The organism is Methanosarcina sp. 1.H.T.1A.1 (assembly GCF_000979295.1).
GTDB lineage: Archaea > Halobacteriota > Methanosarcinia > Methanosarcinales > Methanosarcinaceae > Methanosarcina.
Window position 1 is genome coordinate 1 of sequence record NZ_JJQY01000152.1, and the last position, 24,439, is coordinate 24,439.

The 24,439-nt window shown below is 42.6% G+C and carries 18 protein-coding genes; 5 read left to right on the top strand and 13 right to left on the bottom strand.

Going from position 1 to position 24,439, the window contains the following annotated elements:
• Window positions 1–378: 378 nt before the first annotated feature.
• Both EO95_RS15875 and EO95_RS15880 read left to right on the top strand, forming a co-directional pair.
• Entirely contained in the window at window positions 379–708 is a 330-nt protein-coding gene (locus EO95_RS15875) for a hypothetical protein (protein WP_235283064.1), read from the top strand.
• Between the two features lie 54 nt (window positions 709–762).
• Entirely contained in the window at window positions 763–1,242 is a 480-nt protein-coding gene (locus EO95_RS15880) for an Ig-like domain-containing protein (RefSeq protein WP_235283062.1), read from the top strand.
• Window positions 1,243–1,432: 190 nt separating this feature from the next.
• Here the strand turns inward: EO95_RS15880 and EO95_RS15885 are convergent, their stop codons facing one another.
• Together EO95_RS15885 and EO95_RS15895 are read right to left on the bottom strand one after the other, a co-directional pair.
• Window positions 1,433–5,155 (bottom strand): hydantoinase B/oxoprolinase family protein, encoded by a 3,723-nt coding sequence (locus EO95_RS15885; RefSeq protein ID WP_048136375.1) that lies wholly within the window; start codon window positions 5,153–5,155, stop codon window positions 1,433–1,435.
• A 335-nt stretch (window positions 5,156–5,490) separates the two neighbouring features.
• On the bottom strand, window positions 5,491–6,603 hold the full coding sequence (locus tag EO95_RS15895) for a phosphoserine transaminase (RefSeq protein ID WP_048136399.1): 1,113 nt from the start codon (window positions 6,601–6,603) through the stop codon (window positions 5,491–5,493).
• Between the two features lie 331 nt (window positions 6,604–6,934).
• Here EO95_RS15895 and ade point away from each other — a divergent pair, with 331 nt between their 5' ends.
• Entirely contained in the window at window positions 6,935–8,605 is a 1,671-nt protein-coding gene (gene ade, locus EO95_RS15900; RefSeq protein WP_048136379.1) for an adenine deaminase, read from the top strand.
• Window positions 8,606–8,731: 126 nt separating this feature from the next.
• Here the strand turns inward: ade and EO95_RS15905 are convergent, their stop codons facing one another.
• From EO95_RS15905 to EO95_RS15935, 8 genes are all read right to left on the bottom strand, one after another.
• Window positions 8,732–9,313 (bottom strand): DUF2121 domain-containing protein, encoded by a 582-nt coding sequence (locus EO95_RS15905; RefSeq protein WP_048136381.1) that lies wholly within the window; start codon window positions 9,311–9,313, stop codon window positions 8,732–8,734.
• A 407-nt stretch (window positions 9,314–9,720) separates the two neighbouring features.
• Window positions 9,721–10,065, bottom strand: coding sequence for a hypothetical protein (locus EO95_RS15910; protein WP_052733611.1), 345 nt, complete (start codon window positions 10,063–10,065; stop codon window positions 9,721–9,723).
• 605 nt (window positions 10,066–10,670) lie between these two features.
• Window positions 10,671–12,212 carry a flippase gene (locus tag EO95_RS15915; RefSeq protein WP_048136384.1) on the bottom strand — a complete coding sequence of 514 codons (1,542 nt, stop codon included), beginning with the start codon at window positions 12,210–12,212 and terminating at the stop codon, window positions 10,671–10,673.
• Between the two features lie 15 nt (window positions 12,213–12,227).
• Window positions 12,228–12,611 (bottom strand): hypothetical protein, encoded by a 384-nt coding sequence (locus tag EO95_RS15920; protein ID WP_048136386.1) that lies wholly within the window; start codon window positions 12,609–12,611, stop codon window positions 12,228–12,230.
• 1,332 nt (window positions 12,612–13,943) lie between these two features.
• Entirely contained in the window at window positions 13,944–15,962 is a 2,019-nt protein-coding gene (locus EO95_RS15925) for a PGF-pre-PGF domain-containing protein (RefSeq protein WP_052733612.1), read from the bottom strand.
• A gap of 638 nt (window positions 15,963–16,600) precedes the next feature.
• Entirely contained in the window at window positions 16,601–17,281 is a 681-nt protein-coding gene (locus EO95_RS15930; protein ID WP_048136390.1) for a zinc ribbon domain-containing protein, read from the bottom strand.
• Window positions 17,282–17,285: 4 nt separating this feature from the next.
• Window positions 17,286–17,615 carry a zinc ribbon domain-containing protein gene (locus EO95_RS17285; protein WP_082106089.1) on the bottom strand — a complete coding sequence of 110 codons (330 nt, stop codon included), beginning with the start codon at window positions 17,613–17,615 and terminating at the stop codon, window positions 17,286–17,288.
• Window positions 17,616–18,254: 639 nt separating this feature from the next.
• The gene (locus EO95_RS15935; RefSeq protein ID WP_048136393.1) at window positions 18,255–19,448 is read right to left on the bottom strand and encodes a DUF1015 domain-containing protein; all 1,194 of its coding nucleotides are present in this window, start codon (window positions 19,446–19,448) and stop codon (window positions 18,255–18,257) included.
• Between the two features lie 269 nt (window positions 19,449–19,717).
• Between EO95_RS15935 and EO95_RS15940 the strand changes: the two genes are divergently transcribed.
• Window positions 19,718–20,281 carry a hypothetical protein gene (locus tag EO95_RS15940; protein WP_048136401.1) on the top strand — a complete coding sequence of 188 codons (564 nt, stop codon included), beginning with the start codon at window positions 19,718–19,720 and terminating at the stop codon, window positions 20,279–20,281.
• Window positions 20,282–20,467: 186 nt separating this feature from the next.
• On the opposite strand, the gene EO95_RS15945 is transcribed toward EO95_RS15940, so the two are convergent.
• Window positions 20,468–20,947: a hypothetical protein gene (locus tag EO95_RS15945; RefSeq protein WP_156164083.1), complete on the bottom strand. Its 480-nt coding sequence runs from the start codon at window positions 20,945–20,947 to the stop codon at window positions 20,468–20,470.
• 283 nt (window positions 20,948–21,230) lie between these two features.
• Between EO95_RS15945 and EO95_RS15950 the strand changes: the two genes are divergently transcribed.
• Window positions 21,231–21,653, top strand: coding sequence for a secondary thiamine-phosphate synthase enzyme YjbQ (locus EO95_RS15950; protein ID WP_048136395.1), 423 nt, complete (start codon window positions 21,231–21,233; stop codon window positions 21,651–21,653).
• A gap of 16 nt (window positions 21,654–21,669) precedes the next feature.
• Here the strand turns inward: EO95_RS15950 and EO95_RS15955 are convergent, their stop codons facing one another.
• Entirely contained in the window at window positions 21,670–22,152 is a 483-nt protein-coding gene (locus EO95_RS15955; protein WP_048136396.1) for a trypsin-like peptidase domain-containing protein, read from the bottom strand.
• Window positions 22,153–22,404: 252 nt separating this feature from the next.
• The gene (locus EO95_RS15960; protein ID WP_048136397.1) at window positions 22,405–23,004 is read right to left on the bottom strand and encodes an NnrU family protein; all 600 of its coding nucleotides are present in this window, start codon (window positions 23,002–23,004) and stop codon (window positions 22,405–22,407) included.
• Window positions 23,005–24,439 lie beyond the last annotated feature (1,435 nt).

Sequence of the window (24,439 nt, forward strand, 5' to 3'; positions counted from 1 at the left end):
GTCCGTCTCGTGGGCTCGGAGATGTGTATAAGAGACAGGAGTAAGACTGTAACCTTCAAGCCAAAAAGCGGGTCATTCCCGCTTGTCTCAGAGTTTCCCCTGCAGAACTCCATATTAACTTTTCAATCAGATTCTTAATTTAAAGTCTTACTTTAGTTCTCTATAGTATCTGCATTTTCTGCCGGTTTGAAAATCACCATAAATCCCCCACGGTTTAAAATTATTTTTGATCTCATATAGTTGGCGTTATATATTATGTGTGATATAGGATAAATACAGGAGTATTAAATTCAATTACTCTCCTTTCCGGAAGATATTACAAATAAGGAAGGGGTTCTTCGGTCAGGAAAATATAAAGGGGGTGCAAGATTGCTAAATATGAAGAAATATGGCAAGCTGTTGCTGAGCGCATATGTCATGAAGAAAATTAAGCCAGGGGGCTCCCAAAAGAGTGGAGGAATAATTAATAAATATGGTAAATTAGTTCTTGGGGCATATATACTTGAGAAACTCACGTCAGAAAAATCTCAAAAAGAATTAGGGCTTGAAATAGAACCAGAAGAAGTAAAATTGGATGAAGCAGGGGAGGGGTCTTCAATGAATACATTTTGTAAGATAATGATGGGTATGCTTGTCGGAGCTACAGCTATTTACGCGTTTAAAAAACATGCTGCTAAAAAGTGTGGGTACAAAATCAAAGTGCAATGAGACGAAAGGAGGGGTACGATATTGCATAAAAATAATAACTGGGGTAAATTTCTGTTGGGGGTATTTGCAGGAGCTGCAATTGTATATACTGTTAAAAAGTATATGTGTAACAGGTCCCTTCCAGAGGCTTTCAAATCTCTTCCTCTTCACTTCAAACAGGGGCAGGTCCCTCCAAAGATCAAATCAATTTATCCTGACAGGCAGACTTTTGCGTTCAGGCATGATTCCCCTATCTGGATCGAATTCGATATGCCCATGAATAATGCAAGCATTACGAAAGAGACCGTAATAGTAAGAAGTTCCGCATCATCAGAGCCTGTGGAAGGCCTACTGGATGCAGGGTCCAGAATAATGATGTTCCGTCCTTATGGCAAATATCCTATGGATGAGTCAGGTGCTGAAATAACAATTACCTTACTTGGAACCGAAACCGGATCAGGAGTCATAATAGACGAACGGGGAATTGCTCTGGATGGCGATAACGACGGAAAAGCCGGAGGAGACTTTGTATATACTTACAGGCTTATAAACTGAAATTTCTGCTCTCCGAAATAATCCCAGTTTTTTAACCTGTTTTCTTCTTCAATTTCTTTTTTTTATTGATTTTTATTTTATCTAATTTTATCTAATTTTTATCTAATTTTATCTAATTTTATTTCGTTTTGTATATTTTGTCCAATCTATCTATTTTTATTTTAGTCTTTTTCATTCGATTCTGTTTGACTCAGTTCTGTTTCAATTTTTCCCCGCTTTCCTTCTCACAGTACCCTCCCCCACCCGGCGTCTCTATAACAAAAACATCTCCCCTTTTTAGCTTAATTTCAGCCTGTCCCTCAACCTCGAGAACACTGCCGTCTCTGCGGATAAGCGTGTTCTTTCCGCACCTCCCGGGCCTGCCACCTTTGAGCCCGAAGGGCGGGAGTTTCCTGTGGCTTGAGAGAATGGCTGCATTCATATCTTTCAGGAACCTTATTTTCCGGACAACTCCGTTTCCGCCCATGAATTTACCCTCTCCCCCACTTCCCTGCCGGATGGAAAACTCCTCTAGCAAAACCGGAAACCTTGTTTCAAGGATCTCAGGGTCGGTAATTCTGGAGTTGGTCATGTGGGTATGGACAGCATCCGTCCCTGAAAATCCGGGGCCTGCCCCTGCTCCTCCGCAGATGGTTTCATAGTACTGGAAATCCGAATTTCCGAAGGTGAAATTATTCATGGTACCCTGGGAAGCCGCCAGCGTGCCAAGAGCTCCGAAAAGGGCATCAACAATGTACTGCGAGGTCTCAACGTTGCCTGCAACAACTGCTGCAGGATATTCCGGCCTGAGCATGGACCCTTCGGGGATGATAATTTCAAGCGGCCTTAAACAGCCTGCATTCAGGGGGATATCACTTTTTACAAGTGTCCTGAAAGCGTAGAGGACAGCAGCCAGGCAGACAGAGGCAGGAGCATTGAAATTATTTGAAAGCTGGAGGGAAGTACCCGTAAAATCGATTCTGGCACCCCGGTTCTTGCGGTCAATGGTGACTTTCACTTTAATTGCATTCCCGTCATCGAGCAAATAGGTGAATTCTCCGTCTGCAAGCCTGTCAATAACTCTTCTGACGGCTTCTTCAGCGTTATCCTGCACATGGTCCATATAAGCTTCAACGGTTTCAAGGGAAAATTCTTCAACCATCCTTTGCAGCTCCTGAAGCCCTTTTTCATTTGCAGCTACCTGGGCCCGGATGTCAGCCGTATTCTGGTCCGGGTTTCTTGCAGGGAATTTTCCCGAGTTCAACCAGGCCTTCAGCTTTTCTTCACAGAAACGTCCCTGTTTGACTATTTTCATGCCCTCGCTCAGCACCCCTTCTTCTTCAATGGTCCTGCTGCCCGGAGGCACGGAGCCCGGGCTTATTCCTCCTACATCGGCATGGTGGCCTCGGGAAGCCAGATAAAACAGGACCTCTCCGGAACTGCCAAACATCGGAGTAACAACCGTGATATCCGGGAGATGAGTGCCTCCATGATATGGAGAGTTGATCAGGTATACATCCCCTGCGTGCATTTCCTGAAACTGTGTCCGGATAAGGGATTTTACACATTCCCCCATGGAACCCAGGTGCACGGGGATGTGAGGGGCGTTTGCTATCAGGTTTCCGTGCCTGTCGAAAATCGCACAGGAAAAGTCAAGCCTCTCCTTTATATTTACGGAGTGGGCGGTTTTCTGCAGGGTGTAACCCATCTGCTCGGCAACGGACATGAACCTGTTATTGAAAATCTCAAGCATTACAGGGTCAGCCTCTGTCCCGATGGCTGTCCTGGCAGGAAGCGGAACTCTGCGGGTAAGGAGAAGGTGGTTGCGTGCAGTAATCTCTCCTTCCCAGCCGGGTTCAATTATAATGGTAGTGTTTTTTTCAATCAGAATTGCAGGCCCGCTTATGCAGGTCCCGGGCCTGAGTTCTTCTATCTGGAAGACAGGGGTTTTGCGGAATTCCCCATAACTGTACATCCGGACTCTGGAAACGGGTGAAAACACGGGATTCTCTTCAGTTTCAAGCAGAGGGTCAGAAACCCTCTCCGTAACCCCTACGACCTCCACTGAGACGGCTTCTACAAAAATGGATTTTCCTTCCATTACGAATCCGAAGCGTTTCTTGTGGGCTTCCTCAAACCCGGTCCTGAGGGCTTCTTTATCCGCAAAATCTACATCTAACTGCGTATCCGAACCTGCATAGCGCATATGTACCCTGTAAAGGACCCTGATGCAGTCTTCCTTAACCCCCTGCTCCAGCATTGAAAGCCGCCCTTCCGCCTCATGCCCTGCAAAAACAGATTTTAACTCGTTTATCAGCCCTTCTGACAGTTCAGCCCCAATATATTGTTCTTTGATCAGCCTCTGGTCTGCAAGCCCCATACCGTATGCAGAAAGAACTCCGGCATAAGGGTGGATGAAAATGCTTTTGATCCCGAGGGCATCTGCAACCCTGCATGCGTGCTGGGCTCCCGCACCTCCAAAGCAGCAGAGGGTATATTCTTTTATATTGTATCCCCGCTGGACCGAGATTTTCTTGATCGCATTTGCCATATTCTCGACTGCTACGGAAAGGAAACCCTCGGCTGCCTGCTCGGGTGTAAGGGTACCGCTCTCATGGGTGCTTCTCTCGCCAGAGACCTCTTCAGCAAGTTTTTCAAATTTCCTGCGCACAATTTCAGAATCAAGAGGCTGATCTGCACCCGGTCCGAAGATCTTCGGGAACAATTCTGGCTGCAATTTCCCAAGCATAAGGTTGCAGTCCGTAACCGTTAAAGGCCCTCCTTTTCGGTAACATGCTGGTCCGGGATCCGATCCTGCAGAATCCGGGCCTACCCTGAACCTGCCTCCTTCGTAATGGAGTATTGAACCCCCGCCTGCTGCAACCGTATGGATGCGCATCATGGGAGAACGCAGGCGTACACCTGCAACTTCTGTTTCCAGACTGCGTTCGTATTCCCCGCTGTACTGGGCTACATCCGTGGATGTCCCTCCCATATCAAAAGTAATTATCTTTTTTGCCCCTGCCATTTCCGAGGTTGCAACTGCCCCCACGATTCCCCCTGCAGGTCCGGAAAGGATGCAGTCCTTGCCCTGAAAAGCCCCCGAATCTATAAGCCCGCCGTTGGACTGCATGAACATGAGCCTGGGGCTATTTTTCCCCTTACTTTCTTCCTTCAGGCTTTCTTTTTCAGGTGCTTCTTTTTCGCCTTCTCTTTCTCTTTCGCCTTCTCTTTCTTGCAGGCTCTTTTCGACCATGTCAACATACCTGCGAAGCACCGGAGAGAGATAAGCATCCACAACCGCTGTTTCCCCTCTGCTCACGATTTTTATTAGCGGGCTTGCCTGATGGGACAGGGACACCTGTGTAAAGCCCGTTTCCCGCGCAAGCCTTCCGAGCTTTAGCTCATGCTCAGGATACCGGTAAGCATGCATAAGGACAATTGCAGCTGAGCGGATGCCAGCGTTGAAGGCCTCTTCAAGCTCTTTTCTGGCTCCCTCAAGGTCAAGGGGCACAAGCTCTTCCCCGCCCGCCCCGGACCTGCCTGAAACTTCGATAACCCTCTCATAAAGCTGGTCCGGAAGTTCGATTTTTTGTGCAAAAATATCCGGGCGGTTCTGGTACCCTATTCTGAGAGCATCTCCAAACCCCTGGTTTATAACAAGAACAGTGCGTTCCCCTTTTCGCTCAAGGAGAGCATTTGTGCCCACGGTTGTACCCATTTTGATGGCTTCCACCTGTTCTGCAGGAAAGGGAGCATTTTCAGGCAGCCCGAGAATCTGGCGGATCCCGTGCATGGCTGCATCTTCATAATGAGCCGGGTCTTCGGAAAGAAGCTTGTGTGTAATCAGTTTTCCATCAGGGCTGCGGGCTACGATATCAGTAAAAGTGCCTCCGCGGTCTATCCAGAACTGCCAGCGGGTTTTGGGGGACATGAAGGGAATAATTGTAGAGGTGGTATTAATTATTAATCGGAAAATTCTGGATGTAGCTCGAGTTCCATGCCTATTTTCAAAATGACTATGAGAAAATCGTATCTTTATAGGAAAATTCGAATAAAAAGAAAAAGCTTGGAGTTAAAGTGTGATGAAAAAGTAAGAGAATTGAAAATCTCTCTGATAAATCAGGTGTACAAAAAGGATTTTGAAGGGATATTTAAAATCTGTCCGCGTGAGACAAATTTAGGGATAAAACATCCTTTTGCTATCAGCAAAAAAGATATTAACGATCTCTCACGACCTCTTCTTTGCTGACAACAAAAAGGATTTAATTATTTAACCAAATTGTAAGCCCATTCGATCCATTCACAGAGGCATTCTAAATCCTCTTTCTCGATGGTAGCACCGCACCAGATGCGCAAACCCGAAGGAGCATCCCGGTAAGAACCGATGTCATAAGCAACTTTTTCATTCTCAAGCGTTTTAATCAGTGCTTTAAGCTTTTCGTCGGATAAATCAACTTTAAAGCAGACACTGGTACTGGACCTTATCTCTTTTGTTTCCGCTAAGAAATGGATCCAGTTGTTTTTAGCAACAAATGCCTCAAAGACCTCCAGATTTTCATTTGTCCGCTGGAGAAGTTGTTTAAGCCCTCCGACAGACTCTGCCCATTTTAATGCTGACAGCCAATCTTCATTAGCCAGCATGGAAGGGGTGTTAATAGTAGAGCCTTCAAAAATCTCCTTATTCAGTTTACCACCTTTGGTCAGTCGGAAAATTTTGGGCAATGGCCAGGCAGGAGTATAGCTTTCTAACCGCTGAACAGCCCGCGGGGATAAAATCAGCATCCCGTGTGCACCTTCCCCACCTAAAACCTTCTGCCATGAGAAGGTAATGACATCCAATTTATGGTAGGGTATATCCATAGCAAATACAGCAGAGGTGGCATCGCAAAGCGTGAGCCCTTCCCGGTTATCAGGAATCCAGTCGCCATTGGGCACTCTGACTCCGCTTGTAGTCCCATTCCAGACAAAGACGACATCATTCTTGAAATCGACCTGCTTTAAATCTGGTAATTTCCCGTATTCTGCCTCAAAAACTCGGGTATCTTTTAATTTTAACTGTTTAGTGATGTCGGTTGCCCATTCTTTACCGAAAGATTCCCAAACCAGAACATCAACCCCGCGGCATCCCAGCATGGACCACAAGCACATTTCAAAAGCGCCTGTATCGGAAGCCGGTACAATACCTACGAGATAATCAGCAGGAAGTCCAAGCATATCTCTTGTTCTTTTAATTGCTTCAGCTAATTTTTCCTTGCCAGGTTTGCTCCGGTGTGACCGGCCAAAAGGTGTATCCTTCAGCTCTTCAACAGAATACCCTGGATGTTTGGCACAAGGCCCGGAAGAAAAACAAGGATTTTTAGGAACTCGTGTTGGTTTCATTTTATCTTTTCCTTTTTTGGTACTGTTATGTCTTAGGGGATAAGAAATTTTCCAGTTACAGGCGAACATGTAATTGTAGCCATCCCCGAAGACTTAACAGTGTACCTTTTATTTATCTTTTCGTGCTACTTTTACATGGTCAAAACCGATGTTCGTAGCCAACAAAAAAGTGCCTATATATCTCTATAGTTTTTTGCATTTGTTTTTTTGCATTTGATGAAAGGTAATCGACCAAATAACCTGTATCTTCCTTTTTTTATTCCTTTTCTCCAACTTTCTAAATTCTGGCTTTTTGGAAATATTTATACATTGGAGGGTGGAATAAATCCCCATGAAAAAGTACCTGGGGATTATTGTTGACGCCGTTTGCAGGCGGCAGTTCAAAGGTGAGATTACTGTTGAAAACGGAAAAATCATTCGTGTTGAAGAGAAAGCACACGATAATGAGCAGTACATCCTGCCAGGGCTGGTGGACGCCCATGTGCATATAGAAAGTTCCATGACCGTGCCTTCGGTTTTTGCCCGGATGGCTGTTGCAAAAGGTACGGTGGCAGTGGTCAGTGATCCTCATGAGATTGCAAACGTGATGGGGGAAGAGGGCATTGATTACATGCTTGAGGATTCAAAAAAAGCCCCTCTTAAGGTCTTTTTTGGGGTGCCCTCGTGTGTGCCGGCTACACCTTTCGAATCAGCCGGGGCGGTGCTGGCTGCAGAGGCTGTGGACCGACTTCTGGCAAGGGAGGACCTGTATTACCTTTCCGAGATGATGAATTTCCCGGGCGTGATTTTTGAATTTCCTGAGGTAATGGCGAAGCTGGAATCAGCTAAAAAGTACGGCAAGATTGTTGACGGGCACGCACCTGGTTTGAGGGGAGCCGACCTGCAGAAATATATCGGGGCAGGAATTTCCACAGACCACGAATGTTTTACTTACGAAGAAGCGGTTGAGAAAATAAAACTCGGGATGAAGGTCCTGATCAGGGAGGGGAGTTCAGCCAGGAATTTCGAGACCCTGTACAGCTTGATAGATGAATACCCTGAAATGGTTATGCTCTGCACTGATGATTCCCACCCTGATACGCTGATATATGAAGGGCATATCGATAAACTGATCCGGGGCGGCCAGGAGAAGGGACTTGATATCTATAACATTATCAGGGCAGCGGTGATCAATCCGGTGGAGCATTACGGGCTCGATGTCGGACTGCTGCGTGAGGGAGACCCTGCGGATTTCATCATCGTAGACGACCTGAAAGCCTTCAATGTGCTGAGCACCTTTATCGATGGAGAATGTGTTTACGAAAACGGAAAGGTTCTTTTCCCGGTGGAAAAAGTTCCTGCAAGAAATGTTTTCAACAGAAACAAAATTTCAATTGAGGATGTAAAACTGGCTGTGCCTCCTGCAGGAGAAAATAAGGAAAGGGAAAATAAGGAAAATATAACGAAAATCAGGGTAATCGTTGCCAGGGACGGAGAACTGGTTACAGGCCAGGAACTGGCTCTGCCAAAAGTAGAAAACGGCAATCTGGTTTCGGACCCTGTACGGGATATTTTGAAAATGGTCGTCCTGAGCAGGTATGCAGATGATCCTGTTCAGATCGGTTTCATAAAGAATATAGGCTTGAAAAGAGGCGCTATTGCAAGCAGCATTGCCCACGACAGTCACAATATAATTGCAGTTGGAGCCGCCGATCAGGACATAGTTGAAGCTGTCAACCGGCTGGTGGAAAACAGAGGAGGAATCGTTGTGGGCACCGCAGAAAATCTTCTTGATCTTCCGCTTGAGGTTGCGGGCCTTATGAGCACCCTTGATGGAGAAGAGGTAGCTTCCCGGTACCGGCTGCTAAACGAAGAAGCCAGGAGGCTGGGAACGTCGCTTGAGTCGCCTTTTATGACTCTTGCATTTATGTCGCTTCTGGTAATTCCCGAACTAAAACTGGGAGATAAGGGCCTGTTTGATGTGACGAAATTCGAATTTGTCGAGCTTTTCGTAAATGAGTGAGCAGAAAAGGGCGGTGCAATTCCCCCAACTTCTGCCTCTTTAGCCTTTTTTGCTTTTTCTGTTTTTGCTTTTTCTGTTTTTGCTTTTTCTGTTTTTGCCTTTTCAGCTTTTTCTGTTTTTGTCATTTCAGCCTTTTCGGTCCTTTTCCACAATTTTCAAAACATCAACATTCGATGCGGTTTGTACGATAACAAACTGCTTGCTCACGGAAGCTGTTTTCTTTGCTGCGGTCTCCATACAGAGCATGAGGATTTTTACTGCATCCTGAAGGTTACTCTTTTTCGTCCAGTTATCCTTGAAACATTTATTGGCTACCTGCTTTGTAAACTCGTTTCCGAAAGCTATGAAATTGCTTCCCTTTCCCTGTGAGGTCAGGGTAAGTTCCGAGTCCCTGAGTTCGGCAATTGCATAATTTCCTGCTGAAGCGTACAGCCTTCTTTTTTTAACGACCCCGCCTTCAACTGAGGAGACCTCCCCTACCAGGATGCCGTTTCTCTCCGAGACTTTGCTCTTGCAGTCCGTGACCGTTATTTTGACCCCAAATTCCTCTGCCTTTTTTGCCAGTTCCTCGTCTATAACTATTTCACCGCTGTAAAGCTCTTTTTCAAGTTTCTCTCTATCGGACTTCTCTCCTTCAAAAGTGATTTCCCTCATGTCTCCGGCCATTACTGCACCGTTTTTTCCGACGAAAGCGATAACCAAGGTCATTTTTACATCTCCAGAACATGTCTTAAAAGGATCTAAAGGGATCTTCTGTCTTTAAAGTGTCTATTTCTTATTATTTTAGCTTTGCAGAGAAGTCCTCAAGTGATGTAAATTAATTTTCTTGCAAATTTATTTTTCTGCAAATCTGTTTTCTTTCTCTTACAAAATTGGATGGTCACCTATTAAGCAGTTGATATTTCACCAGGGAACCTGAACCCTATAGAAAAATAAAACATGGAAAGACATAAAACATGAAAAGACACGAAAGACACAAAATATGGAAAGACACAAAATATGGAAAGACACAAAACACGGAAAGCCCGGAAAAAATAGGGAAATGGAGAAAAAACCATGAAGGTTTCAATTTTGCCTTTTTACACTTCACGGCACTTGCTCGGGCTTTTAGTCAATTAGTACGTGACTTCAATAGAGTTTCCATCCTTATCAGTAGCCCTTATCCGTATCAGAGAAGGCAAATAAAAAGCTACAGTTTTGCGCTCTAAAGTATCATTATTTGTATCATCATTTTCTTTTTGATTGATTTTCGCATCAAGAGCCTTTCTTTCGGCGAAAGTCGACTTTTTTCCCTCTGAAGCTGGTCTGCTCCGGATTAGTTGTGAAAGAGGGCATATTCTGGATACGTGCATTAACCCAGCACATGCGGAGCATTTAATATTTTTTATTTGGATTCCGGAAAGCTTATTTCTTGTCATGAGTCCCCACTCTTTATTTACTCTCGAATTTTTATATCCCACGTTTATGCAAAATATTTAACACTGTAGTATATCTCCCCACTGTATTTAATTCTTTTGATTTATCGACAAGCCCGTCCTCAAAAAGTAACTATCTAATTATATTACTCCAGCTTTTTTAGTTCTGGCTTCGGTTTGGTTTTCTAAAAACCTTTTATATAATATGGGGAAGGCTAGTCTATTTAACATAAAACTCAAAATATTTAGGAAATAGAGCAAATACCCATTACCTGACCTTTTGCAGATGTTCTAAAAAAAGCATTTTTCTTGTTATCGTTTTTGGAGAATTACTCCTAAATCTGCAATTATTAGTTTAACTGATTCTTCGAGAAATGGGAATTGGAAGCTTTGAATGAAGGCATGAGGTCGAAAAGTGTGGGAAATTTCAAAACCACATGTTTGAATACCCGGGGAAGTTTTCATACTAAACGATATCAGTAACAATTGTGAAACTTGAATCGACATCTGCGGAAAGTGGGGATAATGCTTAATTGTAAAAACAAATTACCGGCATCCCTCGAAAAACAGAGAGGGATATTGCCGGTTTTCTTCAGACTCCGGGAAAGGTTATCCTTTAAGGTTTTAGGTTATGGTTATCCTTTAAAGTTTTAATATCCGAGAGTTTTGAGTGCTTGCGGGAGAAGTGTACTGATATTCTGCATGATTGTTTTTTTGATACCGTTTACCATATCCATTTCTTTATCATCGAGCACCTTTGCAGACCGGATAGCCACGAAATACACAATCATAAAGGCCGCATATTCCCAGCTTGCCCCGGACAACGGGAGCATTTCCCGGGCTGCGAGCATGCCCACAACCAGAATGGCACCTATAAGGGTCAACCTTCTGTACATCGGAGTAAACGGATGCATGTGCTGTGACCTCCAGGCTCTCAGGGTCATTAAGACCTCTATGGATGCAAAGGATACAGAAGATGCTACTGCTGCACCTATCATACCATACTGTGGTATGAGTACGAAGTTAAGTACTGCATTGGTTCCTGCACTTGCAACCGAGCACTTCATCAGAAAGTCAGAGTCTCCGGATGCCATTATTGTGTGGTAGTTGAATCCAAAGTACGAGTTTGTTACGAATCCCAGGGCAAGGATGCGCAGAACCATGGCACCGCCTGCATAGTCTGCTCCGTAGATTTTCGTCAGGATAAAATCCGGATATACGAACATCAATGCAAAGACCGGGAAGGTGAGCAGGAAGCACCACTTCGTCATTATCGCGTAAATCGAGCCAAGTGGCTCAGTCCGCTTTTCTCCCCACAGCTTTGAGGTTACAGGGGTATACACGAACCCCATGGAACCGATTATCATGGACAGGAACCCGACAAGAGGATATACTGCACTATAAACTCCAACGACTTCGGCGGACTTGAAATAACCAAGCATTATGGTATCTGTCCAGGTCATGAGGTTAAGCAGGGTCGCGCTTATTAAAAGCGGGAATGAGTACCTGATCAGCTTTTTTGTGGGCTCACTGAATTTAAGTTTCCATTCCGGTTTGATTGGGGGTCTTTTTATAAAGTAAACTGACATTATGCCAAATGTAAAGACCATTGAAAGCAGGTCTGCAAATACAACTCCTTTCAGGGACACCCCGAAAAACACGGCAGCTGAAGCAAATCCCAGCAGGGATATCGGCCTTATGATGTTGTAGAAGTACATGTTGACACTTGTACGGCCAAATCCTCTGTAGATCGCCACTGACAGGTTCAGGAGTATGGTGAACGGGATGGCAAAGATCATTATCCTGACAACGGATAAGATTTTACCCTGTATATCAAACCCTTCCCCGGCTAGACGTTCAAACAATAGAGGTGAGACCAGCATGGCAAGCATACCGGCAACAAGGCCCATTAGTACAGCCGAGAGAATCAATTCATGAATCTTATATTCCTCATGCCTGCCTCTGAAGTATGCAATATACCTTGGCACCCCTTCGTGGAGTCCGAGAGTTGCTACGGCGCCTGTTATTGATATTACTGTAAGTGCAAGGGAATAGGTGCCGAAATCGGCTGGCGAGAGATATGATGTGAGCACTCCTTTAATTACGATATCAAGCAGCATTCCAATAAGTGTTCCTGCCAGGATCACACCGGAACCTGCCACTATCCGGTTGACCGATTCGTTAACTGACATGAGAATCCCCGTTCCTTAATTTCCGGATTCCGGGGCTTCCGGACAAGAACAGAATTCTGTTGCCCTGCCAGTTACGATTGAATAACTCTCGGTCAGCTGGTTAAAGTTTAAGCGGCTTCTTTCTGCAGGCTGCAGGAAATTAAAGCCTGATTCTTTAACTTTGAATAGTTTGCCAGATAGGGTGCTGGTATTTGATGGAACAAAATAAGTACCGGGTTGGATAGAAAATTTCATATTAGGGTTCAGGGTTTCAAAGTTTGCTGTTTCAAATTCCTTAAAACAGCTGTAAATCTTAAGTGCGTTGTTGGATCTATCTTTTTGCTTGATTCCTTGTCCGATTGCTCCGGGATGAGCTTTTAAGACAAAGTCTAATTGGGGTTTCTCTTTAACAATCGACATGGTTCTTTTACGACCTTCTGGGTTGGATTGAAGTTAGGTCTTCGATTGTATCCGGGGTTGGAGTCCAGGTAGGGTATGGTAGAATCCGGGGCTGGGTTTCCCGCTGGATTCTATATCGGATTGAGTGTCTGAGAACTCGGTTGGGTAGAGTGTCTGAGAACTCGGTGGTGGCTGGACTTTCTGGCAGTACCCGATGAATTGTGGGTTGGATTTTTCCGGGCAGTGCTCCCTGGGTTGGGTTGGATCCTGGTAGGGTCCCGATTGTGTTCGAATCGGGATTGTGTTCGAATCGGGATCGGATTCGAATCGGGATCGGATTAGAAGCTGGATTCTGGCAGGACCCTGTCAGGTTCTCTACCGAATACTGAATATGGTCTACCGTGGTTTGTTTCTTTTTTCCGGCAGGCATGGGTGTAGCCCACCGGCACCTCAAACGGAATGTTTATTTCTCCATTTCAGATGGATTTCAGTAAACCTGTTTTTTGAAGGCTGCTGCCTTTTTCGTATAATGGCTGTTCAGGGAATTCTCGAGCCATTAACTCAATGCATCAGCAACCGGTTTAGATGCCGAATGGCTGCTGAAAGGTAGCAGGGTACGTTTTGTAAGTTTGAGATTGTATTTCTTAAAACCGGAGAAATTTCAACTTATTAAATTTCCTTTAATATTTCCCCAAATTTTATCAGGAGTACCTGATCGACTAAATATATAAACATTTCGAGAGGATTATTTGATTATCATTATCGGGTCAAACTGGCACCTGAACAAAAACTCATTTACGATGTCCTTCTCAAAAGGTCTGGCTAAAGGCTGGTTCTAAAGGTACAGGGCTGGTATTTTAAGATCTGCTCTGGAGTCATAGTCTGGTTCGATTTCCAAAAATAAGACCTAAAAACACGTATTCAAAACCCTAAAACCTGATTTGCCTTTTTCGGACATCTCTAAACTTATTCCTCATGTAGGAGATTTCGGGTTCGAAAGGGTATCTTTTCTCCTCTTTTTTGTTTACAGGCTGGATAAAATAAGGCTTCTCTCCCGAAGGAAAATTAGTGCAATAACTGCGGAGAAATGTTATAATTTATCATTATAATTATTCTTTTAATCTTAAACGAAAATTTACCCGACAGTGTTCCCTAATCCGACTATTATAATAATGATTTTGTATCTTGACCCGGAAAATACTTTAAAATCCAGATATTATAATACATCTCCTCAAATCTGTCTATTTGAGACTCCCGATAAACAGATCACCTTACAGAAGAAAAAGAGAGGCAAAAAAGAATGATTTTCAGGTATTTTTCATGCCTGAAAATGTAAAAAGCTGAAGGAAAGGTTCAGCCCTTCGTCAAGGATTGTAGAGACTTAATCCATTCTCTAAGCAGGCTGGTTATTTTAGAGATCATTTCAGAGCCCTTAGTACCTGTACTATTTCCCTGCTCAGACATCTGTTCAGCCGTCAGTCCTGTACTTTCCGCATCCTGCAGATTAACCGAACGAGTTTCCAGTTCAGAACCTGATTCGGTTGCATTTTCTGAAGCGTTATTTCCCTTGCCTGTTATTGCAAAGGAGGAGAAACCTGTGGTTTCGGCTGTAAAATACGTAAACTCATCATCTTCTTTCAATATGGAGACTGGTAGTTGTTCCCATTTTCCATCATTGTACCTGTTCAGGGCAATGGAAGAGCTATCTGTCCTGTTTTCCTGCATCCAGGCCTTTTCAACCTTAAAACAGATGATAGAATTTTCAATGTTCTTTGAGGTTGCATATCCGCTGTTTCCTACCCAGACATTAAAGGATTTATAAACGTCCCCGGAAGGTAGTTCAGAAACAAGTATGGATTTATTCTTTAATTCCTCAACAATGGTTGTGGTCTTACCTGCAGTCTTTTTTGCATCAAATTCTACATACACAATACAGGTTGCATTATTTTTAAGATCAAACTTTACTTCTTTCCCGTTTGTAATAAAGACCTGGGAGATTTCTTTAACCTCAACATTTTTTGCAGGTTCAGGGGAACCACCGCCACCACCGGCGCTTCTGTGGCTTCTTCCTCCACTGCTGCTCTCGCTTTCATCTGCTTCGTTATTTCCAGATCCATCATCTATGGTTCCACTGTCGACGGGCCCGTTATCTACAATTTCATTTTCTCCAGTTCCGTTGTCCCAGGTTCCACTGTCTCCGGTTCCACTGTCTCCGGTTCCACTGTCCCCGGTTCCATTGTCTCCGGAACTAGCTTCTTCCGTTTCTGTAACAGTAATTGTGGCAGTTTTTGAATCCATGCCGTTTTCATTGGTTACAGTGAGTTTGGCGGTGTAAGTCCCGGGGGTTGTGTATTCATAAACTGCGCTCTGATCGATAGAGTCAATTGCGCCGTCACTGTTAAAGTCCCATTCTCTTCCTTCAGCATTTTCCGAAAGGTCGGCAAACTGGACGGAAAGAGGGGCAGGGCCGCTTGTAACACTGCTTTCAAAGTTTGCGACCGGAAGTACAGGTGTGGGTTCTTCAATGGGTTTTTCAGTACCTGATACGAGAGGGAGGGAATCTGCATAAATACTGTTTTCAAAACTATATGCAACATCAGCAATTCCGTCTCCATCTGCATCGGTTGCAGTTTCTGAAAAGCCTGATCCGTCAGGTTTTCCCCAGAAGTTGCCTCCTATATAGGGTCCGCCTACAATGTTTGTGCCTGCGGTTTTTGCAGTACTGTATGCATTTCCTATTCCGTTCTTTATTTCTTCATTAACATTGTTAACAAAGTAGTTATTAAAAACGAGATTGTTATCACTTCTTGGACATACATAAAGACCTGAAACGCCGTTTGAGACAATGGTGTTACCTGAAAGTGTGTTGCCATCAGAAGTGCCCAGGTGAATACCTCGACCGTTGTTGTTGGAAGCCGTGTTGCCTGAGATGGTGCTGTCAGTAGAAGTTGCAAGCACAATCCCGTAATCTCCATTATTTGTTACAACATTGTTTGAGACGGTGCTTCCTTTAGAACTCAGAAGGTAAATTCCGTACCCATCGTTCGAAAGTTTGTTGTTTTCAATGATACCGTTATTACATCCTGAGAATTGGATCCCTGAATAGCTGGTTTTTGTGCCAGTAATTGTAAGTCCGCTAATCCTCACGTTATCTGCCTTCACGGCGAATACATGGGCGCTTGAACTCCTGGCTTTGATGATTGTGTCATCAGGATTTCCGGATTCTGACCTGACTACCAGATTGTCTGTATTGATTACAATATTTTCGGTATAGGTTCCGGGTTTTATGATAATTTCATCGCCTGAAGTTGCGTTGTTCACTGCTGTCTGTATCGAATCACCTGGCTGGACTGAAATCTCAGCTGCAGCCACGATACCCGATCCTAATATTAAGATAAGAAAAGTTGCCAATAACGTTATTTGCCTGTTTATTCGGATTCCTCCGTAAATTCAGGGAAGTATGGATGATACTTCAATTAATTCAACGGGGATTAATAATAAACAATATAAATATATTGGTATAAATAAATATTAAATGAAAGATATAATTAAAAATCGCACAATGATTACAAAAATTATCAATTATTCTACTTTGAATTTACCTGAAAAACAGAACAATTTATGTGCAGGATTAATCATGAATTATTTTTCTATTTGCAGTTTATGTATCTGTTTTATCCGTTGTTCAGGTAAATAATTTATTCAAGCAGTATATATATACTAATAATGGTTTATTTTCTTTTAATTTTTCTCAACTGGAAATTACTCTATCAAATATTTACTGCGTTTAACCTTTTTCCGGAAGGTTATATCCTGTATACAAAAATTTGAGGAACTCAGCGCCTTTATATGAAGAAGCGTAAAACCCCCGGGTCTTTAGCCTGGCGGTAGTTTATAAGACTAAAGTAGGGTAAATTAGATAAAAAGGGATTAAAAATAGAGTAAATAGAAAGAGAGTCAAACTTGCGTAGACTCTCTTTTAATTTTAAAATATTTTCTAATTAAATATATTAATTTAACTTTGTTCCGCATTCTCCGCAGAACCTGGTGCCAATGGATACTTTGTTGCCACAGCTCGGGCATTTTGTGAGTGCAACGGATGCTCCGCAGTTATTGCAGAATTTTCCTTCACCTGAGGGTTTGCCGCATTCCGGGCATAAAGTCTGCCTTCTCTCTATATCGCCTTTGAATACGCTTGCATTCGCGGCTTTCTCTTTCATTTCATCTACCATGCGTTCTGCTCTTATTGCAGTCAGCTCAACATTTTCCCTTGGCGCACATTCCACGCAGAGATTGTCCTGCTCGTTCCAGTCAGCTTCACAGACATAGTGTTTGCATCTCGGGCACCTGCAGAAGTGTTCCTTTGCTTCATTCTGGGCTGTTTCAAAGGCATCTTCCCACTCTTTGCGCCATTCAGGAGACATTCCCTCTTTGCGGTCATTGAGTATATCCACGCCTCTTTCGATTGCGTTTCCAACACGGTACTGGCCTACAAGGTCAGAGCCTACAGAGAGTGCTTTTCCAAACATGCCAAATATGCCTGTCTTCTTATATGTCCTGGATTCGATGAATCCTGTTTTATAGCCGTCCTGACAGATATCACAGTAGAAAGTAAACTGGAAACCTGATTCTGAACTGTTGTCTTCGTAGTTTCTTGTAAAAGGCTGGAGTTGTGATTTCTGGAATCCCACTTTATCACCTCAACGGTTTGCCACATTTGATACACTTCTTGCTTGTAGGGGGCTGTTCGGTCCTGCATTTGGGATTGGGGCAGACAATGATAATCGGAGCGCCGCAATTGCTGCATTTATCCCCCAGGAACGTCTCTTTTCCGCAGCTTTTACATGTGTTCCACAGCAAAACGCCGCAGTGGCCACAGACTTTTGCCCCATCCTCAAGAGGGTATCTGCATATCGGGCATCTCATGGGCCCGAGAGGGTTCTCCTGTGTACAGAACGGGCAGAAGTTAGAATCACGTGCGATCAATTTTCCGCAATATTTACACGGATGTTTATAACTGGCCATCTTTCTACACCCCTTTAATTTTTATTTGCCTGGAAGAGGCCCGGACAAATATACTATTAGTAATTATTGTATTGTAGTTTTTGAAATTTCCGGTATTGAACTGTAAAACCCGTCGTATCAAAAAAATTAGTACTTAATCTGATTAAAAGCTGTATATCCGGGAAAAATTATACCTTAAAAGCTACCAGAATGAAACTAAAACTGCATTAGTCGTCTCAGGAAGCTCAAAGTACCGGATAATGCCGATTCTGCCTTCAAGAAGGAAGAAATGCACTTCATAGCTTTTATTGCAACAATTGAATTCTCAAAGAGCCTATTTTATCTTTACTATTTATTTTCAGGCACTCAACCGTATGGGTTAAAATAACATGCATTTAAATACCACAAAATTTTGTTAAAATCTTCTCGAATAAAATGCAGTAGCTCGTACCTAGCGACTGAATACTTTTTACCTGTAAGTGCAGTTACTAAAAAGGTTACTGGATAATTAAATAACTAAAAAGGTTACTGGATACTAAAATAACTAAAAAGGTTACTGGATACTAAAATAACTAAAAAGGTTACTGGATAATAAAATAACTAAAAAGGTTACTGGAAACTAAAAAAGTTACTGGAAACTAAAAAAGGTTACTGGAAGAATTATTGCATAATCCTTCTAGCTTCAATATAATACCTTTTCTCGTTTTCCTTTCCAAGGGAAAAGGATTTTCTTGGGAGAATCCCCTTCTTTTTTATTAGAGCAAAGAAATCGCTTCTTTTGAAGGACGGAAGGAAGAAACCAATACTTTCAGGCTCTTTTCCGAGTTTTTCCACTACTTCAGGGTCATGTTCATATTCAACCGGATAGTCGTCAATAACCTCGTCAAGGGTTTCAACCTCCAGGTCATGCTCAGGGTTATCTAAGATGAGGACGCCACGCCTGTTTTTTGTAATAAATTCGATTGAATGTCCGGTTACTTGATTCTCAGCATATTGGGCAGTTAAATTGCCTGATGGAGCTTCCATAATTCTCGCATTGAACCTTTTAAGCAGTTCCCCAGGGTCAACCCCTCTTACAATCCTGTGAATTGGCTCAAAAGTAAGCCCCGGATCATGAATGTTTACAAGCTCTACAAGTGCGTATCTGGCCGGGTGGTTGTCCGGGACCGTCCCTTTAATTTTCTCCCAGAAACTCTTTGCTGCAGCAAGGCTGTGGTTTCCATCTCCAACAAGGAGGGTCCCAAGAGCCTGAATCCTTTCCGAAATCTCCCTAATTGTCTTTTCATCGCTGATCTTAAAGCCTTTTATATGGCCGCCGTCTTCCATCAGGTCAAAATCATAAATCTGGTTTCCTTCATAAACAGGACTATCTGTGTTCAGAGGAATAACGGAAAAGTCCGGGTCGTCGTATAAAACAAGAACATGCGTAAGCTCCAGCTCTGCATTTTCTCTTATTATGACTCTTGCAGGAAGCCTTTCTTTGATTGTTTTTTCAGTCGGCCTGATAAAGGATTCAGATCCATCATACTCATATCCTTCCAGATCGATTGCGACAACCAGACCTGTCCTTTCACTCCCTGAGACAGCACGCTTTACAAGAACAAAGCAGGGGCCATGATCAAAAAGAGTAGCTTTGTAATTGTGCATTGCCTTATGAATATTATTTACTCTATTTTCATCTAAAGGAAGATAGATTTCAGGGTAAATTAAATTGAGAGTAGAAGGAGTATCTCCAACAAATTCTTCTACTCTTCTCCAGTACTCTATATCCTGAGTATGCTGGTCACAGGCAATTACTGCCCATTCGCTCCAGTTAGCCTCTGGAAGAAGAATGTGAGGAACGTGCAATATCATGGTTAATTAAAAATAAAGAGAAGATATAAAGATTTCTAAACACATTCCTAAACTCCTTCTCTAAATACCTTCTTTTGGCATATACTGAAAGCAAAGAATAGAGCCTCCTCTTTTTATTGAAGGGTACTGTGTAGATAGCTATTTTATCGAGAACAGCCTGTGTTAGGTTCTGTAAGGAATAATATGTAAATGTGTGGGATAATTTGAAAACTGTCATGATCCGGATTGGGAAAGAGGCAAAGTGCTTTCGTAAATGGATACGGAAGGGCATGTTGTCCTATACTGTCCGGATAGGCAGAATTCTCGCAAAAATTCTCGACCTCTGCATTTTTCCGGAGATTCTGGACCTTTTATGGCAGACTATAAAACCCAATACCCGAAAGCTAACTCCGGTAGAGGAACAGGAAGCACGAACCGTATTTGGAGACGGCATCAATTACCGACAGGTGCGTATCGACGAAAATTCGCTAATTGCCTGGCTAGGGGCAAAGATAAACAATTGCTCGGGTATGGGTGTTACCACCTTTCATACAATCAACTTCAACGAAAAAATTAAGACTGCTGTAGGCAATTCAGACATGAAGTGGCTTATTCATGAATTAGCCCATATAGCACAGATGGAACACGTCGGTTCGAAATATCTGGTCGAAGCAGTTTATGCACAGGCAACAGAAGGATACGGATACATTCCAGGTGCAAAACTGCATTTATATGAATATAACCGCGAACAACAGGCTTCGATTGCTGCAGATTATTATATCGCACGTATTTCAGGCAACTCAACAGCTCCGTATGATACTTATATTGCAGAACTGCAAGCAGGGGAGTTATAACTATGGTCTTATCCTGACCCTGTCCTCTTCTACACCTACAAAACTACAACTACAAAACTACAACTACAAAATGTCTTTTCCAATCATTACGTAATTGGCATTAAAGTACTGTAATTTGAAAATTATCACTTTTATTAAGGAAGCCGTAAAGGTTTCTATACTTATAGATGTACTCGTATACCTATCTCAAGCTGACTTTCGGGAAGAACTCCTCTTTTTTTCTAAAAGCACCCATAACTTCTCGCATTCATCAGCTGTCAGTCCGATCTGTTTGACCAGATATTCTTCTGTTTTTTCGTTTTTTACCGTCCCTTTTAGCAGATTACTTATTGTATCCCTGTGGTGCCCTGTTATCCTTTCAATACTTCGTATTCCATTTTTTTCGAGAAAAAGCCGATATATCATCCTTATTTCAGTTCCGGGCAGATGCTTGCGATAAACAGCTGTACCGACTGTTTCCATGAAAAATTTCCCACAATGCTTACAATAATATCTCTGGTGTCCGGTCTTATATTTTCCACGTTTTATTACGGCTTTTCCTTCCTCCTTAAGATGATACTCACATTCAGGATTTGGACACACGACTTCATCTGTTTTTCTGGTTATACGATTTCCCCTCCCTGAGTCCAGATTGACTATCTGGTCTATTACGCATATTCCACACATATTTCCGAATTTTTACAAACAATTCAGTGCGAGTTGCATACTGAAATAATTTAATTAATAAGTTATGGATTTATTGATATATTTATCTTACTTATTGCGATGTCTTCCAGAAAGAGATTTCTGCAAAATTAGTCAATGTACATCTCGAAAAAAAACCAAATACATTAAAAAAATATTTACAATTAAAGTGATAAGCCGTTTACTCTTTACAGCCATGTTTTGGAGAGATATTTTTATCCCTTTTCTGCAAATATATATTAATCTGGCCTGCTAATATCGTTTTATGCCTGTAGAAACAAGAGAAATTTCAGTCACTGGAAAAGAAGATTGTGGAATTGTTGATATTACTGAAACGGTGTCAGAGGAAGTCAAAAACTCCAAAATAAGAAACGGGACAGTTACGGTCTTCTGCATCGGGTCAACCGGAGCAATAACCACAATGGAATTTGAGTCAAACCTTTCAAAAGACGTTTCAGAAACTCTTGATAAGCTAATCCCTCTGAATAAGGACTACCATCACCACAAGACCTGGGGTGATTACAATGGAGGTTCTCATTTAAGATCATTGCTCATCGGCCCGAGCCTTACTGTTCCTTTTGTTGAAAAAGAATTGACACTTGGGACCTGGCAGCAGATTGTATACATAAATTTTGACAGGATTGAAAGGTTGAGAAAAATCGTGCTGCAGATTATTGGGGAATTTTAATTCTCGGGGAATTTCGTTATTTTTCCAGGCCGCGGATAATACTGGACGAAATTGCAATTCCCATGCAGGTGTCCAGCGTCACTGAAGACATAAGCCCTATCACCTTTCCGGTCTGCAGGATCGGAGAACCGCTGTCCCCGGGCTCCGGCATATTATAGCACTGGAAGCCCAGAAAAAGCAGTGAAGCTCCTGCGTTAACCACCCTGCAATTGATGGCGTGGATATCATTAACAAGCACAGCCTGCTCCAGTTCAGCTGCGCTGCCAAGCTCGGTGATTTCAAACGTGCAGGCCGGAGGAAGCTCTATCAAAGCTAAATCAAAATCCTTTAAAATACGCGTAACAGCGAGTTTTGTTCCGTCAACTGTTAAATGGTCTCCTTCCCCCCGACGAAATATATGAGAAACCGTGACCATGTAAGGCAATCCTTTGAGTAAGATAACAGCCCCGACAGTACAGCGTTCTCCCTTATAGAAAAAAGAACCACCCGATTTTATCATAAGCTTTCCTCAACCTGCCGATTTTTCTTAGGTCTGGTCTTAGGTCTGGTTTATGGTATTTTTGATGTCTAATTCTATTTCCGGTTTTTACGTTAAATTGTGATTTGTTGGTCTACTCATTATTGGAACAAAACGTACCTGGTGTGGACGTTCTATGGATGTTTCAGAAATAATACTAAGCGAAGTATTGCCTGAACTGAAGAGACAGGTTGCTGGTGTATAAAGTAGAAAGTAGAAGGTTATGCAAATTCTTTAACGATATCCCCCTGAATGGGGAATTATCCTGTGAACTCGTTTTTGGTACTCCCGGTATTCGTCGCCAAACTGTGACACAAGCCTGCTTTCCCAGTGCAGGGACCCCAGATACAGGTATATGGTAGACAAAAGGTATATGACAAGCAGATTGACGGTCATAAAGGGCGTGAGCCACATTATGACCAGGCCTGAGAGCAGGAAAGGGTCCCTTACCCAGCGGTAAATGCCCCGGATATTCAGGGGGCCTGCTTCGGGAGTCTTTGGTGCAGATAGCTGTGAGCGTAATTTAAACCTGTGGGGTGCATCAAGCAGTGCTCTGGGAGCAACGATTACAGCAATCAGCTGTCCCCCGACCATCAGCCAGAGCCAGGGTGAAGGTACTATGTAGAGAATCGGCCCCGGATTTTTAATAAGCAGATAGACGAGCGGCGCTATCGTTACAAATGCGATGAGGCTGTATACCGGCATATAATATCTTTCTGCCCTGGAACCCACGACTCGCATGATGAAGCGTTTGAAGGGCAGGCTTGCCGTAAGGCTGTGAATAGCTGCAAATGCAACCAGACAAAAAACAAGGATAATTGTGGACGAAACCAATTCCAATATTCCCCATTTTTTAATTTGAATAACCTGGTATTTAGCATTTGTGAACTGATGGGGCTGTCAAATTTTCTGGTACTAATCAATTTTCTAAATGTTCCCACATCAGTATCTAAAAATCTTACTTTAAAGATTCCTGATACATATTAGAAGTTCACTCAATATAGGGCAAACAATACAAATCGATACCGCTTTTTTGTACCCTTTTTTTATAACTCTCATCATTCCTGAAGACCCTAAAAACATGGTGGACTTAAGTATAAATATTATAATGTTGTAATATGGTCTGTGTAATAATCTTCACAATGTATGTCCCTTAAATTACTCGCTCAAAACCAGGCTGTGTGTATATTGTTAAATTGAATTTCTGGTCAAAGGAGCATTTTTGAACATATCAGAGTCCAAACACGGGGTTCATACCAGGCACATACTCTGAGAATAATCTGAAGTTGCAGCAAACTAAAAAAAGAAAATTCTTACTTAATTAATCTAAAAAAGAATTTTTTCCCTTCTAATTTGGAAAAGGAGCCTTTTAAATCCCTGATTAAGAAGATAAACGTTTAATATTGTCTTTTAATGAGGTATGATCACAATGAAATATCACAATTTTAAACCATATGCAAAATATGGATTATTTCTCATATTTCTAATTAGTTTGGTTGGCACTGCGTGTGCAGATACAAATCAACTTGTGTATTATGACTGGTCTGCAGACACTGGAAATACTATAGTTGACACCTCCGGAAACGGAAATAACGGTGCAAATTATGGCAGTACAACCTTTATTCTGCCAACTGGACAAATGGCAAGACATTTTAACGGACAAAACAGAATAACAATACCTAACAATGAACAGTTGGCATTTACTGATCCATATATAACATTTGGGGTATTTTTCCGTTATAATTCTAATAATCCGACTAATTGCACATATTTAGTTTCTAAAGGCAATAACACATGCAGTCTCAGCATTGACCATACGGATTCAATACTGAAATATGAAGTTTATGCAGATGGGCATGCTATTTCCGGCTGCAGTGCAAGTCCTATACAGCCTGACGAAGATTATGAGGCTATTGTGACATATGATGGTTCTCATGCTCAATTGTACATCAATGGAATTTCTAATGGAAAAGGTGTAGATTATACGGCAGTTGCTTTAGGCCCCAGCTATAACACGGATGACTGGACAATAGGATCATCTCCCGATACTACGTACGGGCTAAACGGGGAAATATATTCTTTTTATATTTATGACAGAACGTTAACTCCGTCTGAGATATTAGATTTATATGTGAATGATATCCACACCGTAAGGGATTCAGGCAAACCCGGAGGCATTGTTCTAACATGGGACGATGCAGCAAATATTCATACGTGTTATACCTGTCTCTTATACACATCTCCGAGCCCACGAGACGGACTCCTATCT

Coding starts and splice junctions, on each gene's coding strand:
- EO95_RS15875 (WP_235283064.1), top strand. CDS start 379: ATGAAGAAATATGGCAAGCTGTTGCTGAGCGCATATGTCATGAAGAAA.
- EO95_RS15885 (WP_048136375.1), bottom strand. CDS start 5,155: ATGTCCCCCAAAACCCGCTGGCAGTTCTGGATAGACCGCGGAGGCACT.
- EO95_RS15895 (WP_048136399.1), bottom strand. CDS start 6,603: ATGAAACCAACACGAGTTCCTAAAAATCCTTGTTTTTCTTCCGGGCCT.
- ade (WP_048136379.1), top strand. CDS start 6,935: ATGAAAAAGTACCTGGGGATTATTGTTGACGCCGTTTGCAGGCGGCAG.
- EO95_RS15905 (WP_048136381.1), bottom strand. CDS start 9,313: ATGACCTTGGTTATCGCTTTCGTCGGAAAAAACGGTGCAGTAATGGCC.
- EO95_RS15915 (WP_048136384.1), bottom strand. CDS start 12,212: ATGTCAGTTAACGAATCGGTCAACCGGATAGTGGCAGGTTCCGGTGTG.
- EO95_RS15920 (WP_048136386.1), bottom strand. CDS start 12,611: ATGTCGATTGTTAAAGAGAAACCCCAATTAGACTTTGTCTTAAAAGCT.
- EO95_RS17285 (WP_082106089.1), bottom strand. CDS start 17,615: ATGGCCAGTTATAAACATCCGTGTAAATATTGCGGAAAATTGATCGCA.
- EO95_RS15935 (WP_048136393.1), bottom strand. CDS start 19,448: ATGATATTGCACGTTCCTCACATTCTTCTTCCAGAGGCTAACTGGAGC.
- EO95_RS15940 (WP_048136401.1), top strand. CDS start 19,718: ATGTTGTCCTATACTGTCCGGATAGGCAGAATTCTCGCAAAAATTCTC.
- EO95_RS15945 (WP_156164083.1), bottom strand. CDS start 20,947: ATGTGTGGAATATGCGTAATAGACCAGATAGTCAATCTGGACTCAGGG.
- EO95_RS15950 (WP_048136395.1), top strand. CDS start 21,231: ATGCCTGTAGAAACAAGAGAAATTTCAGTCACTGGAAAAGAAGATTGT.
- EO95_RS15955 (WP_048136396.1), bottom strand. CDS start 22,152: ATGATAAAATCGGGTGGTTCTTTTTTCTATAAGGGAGAACGCTGTACT.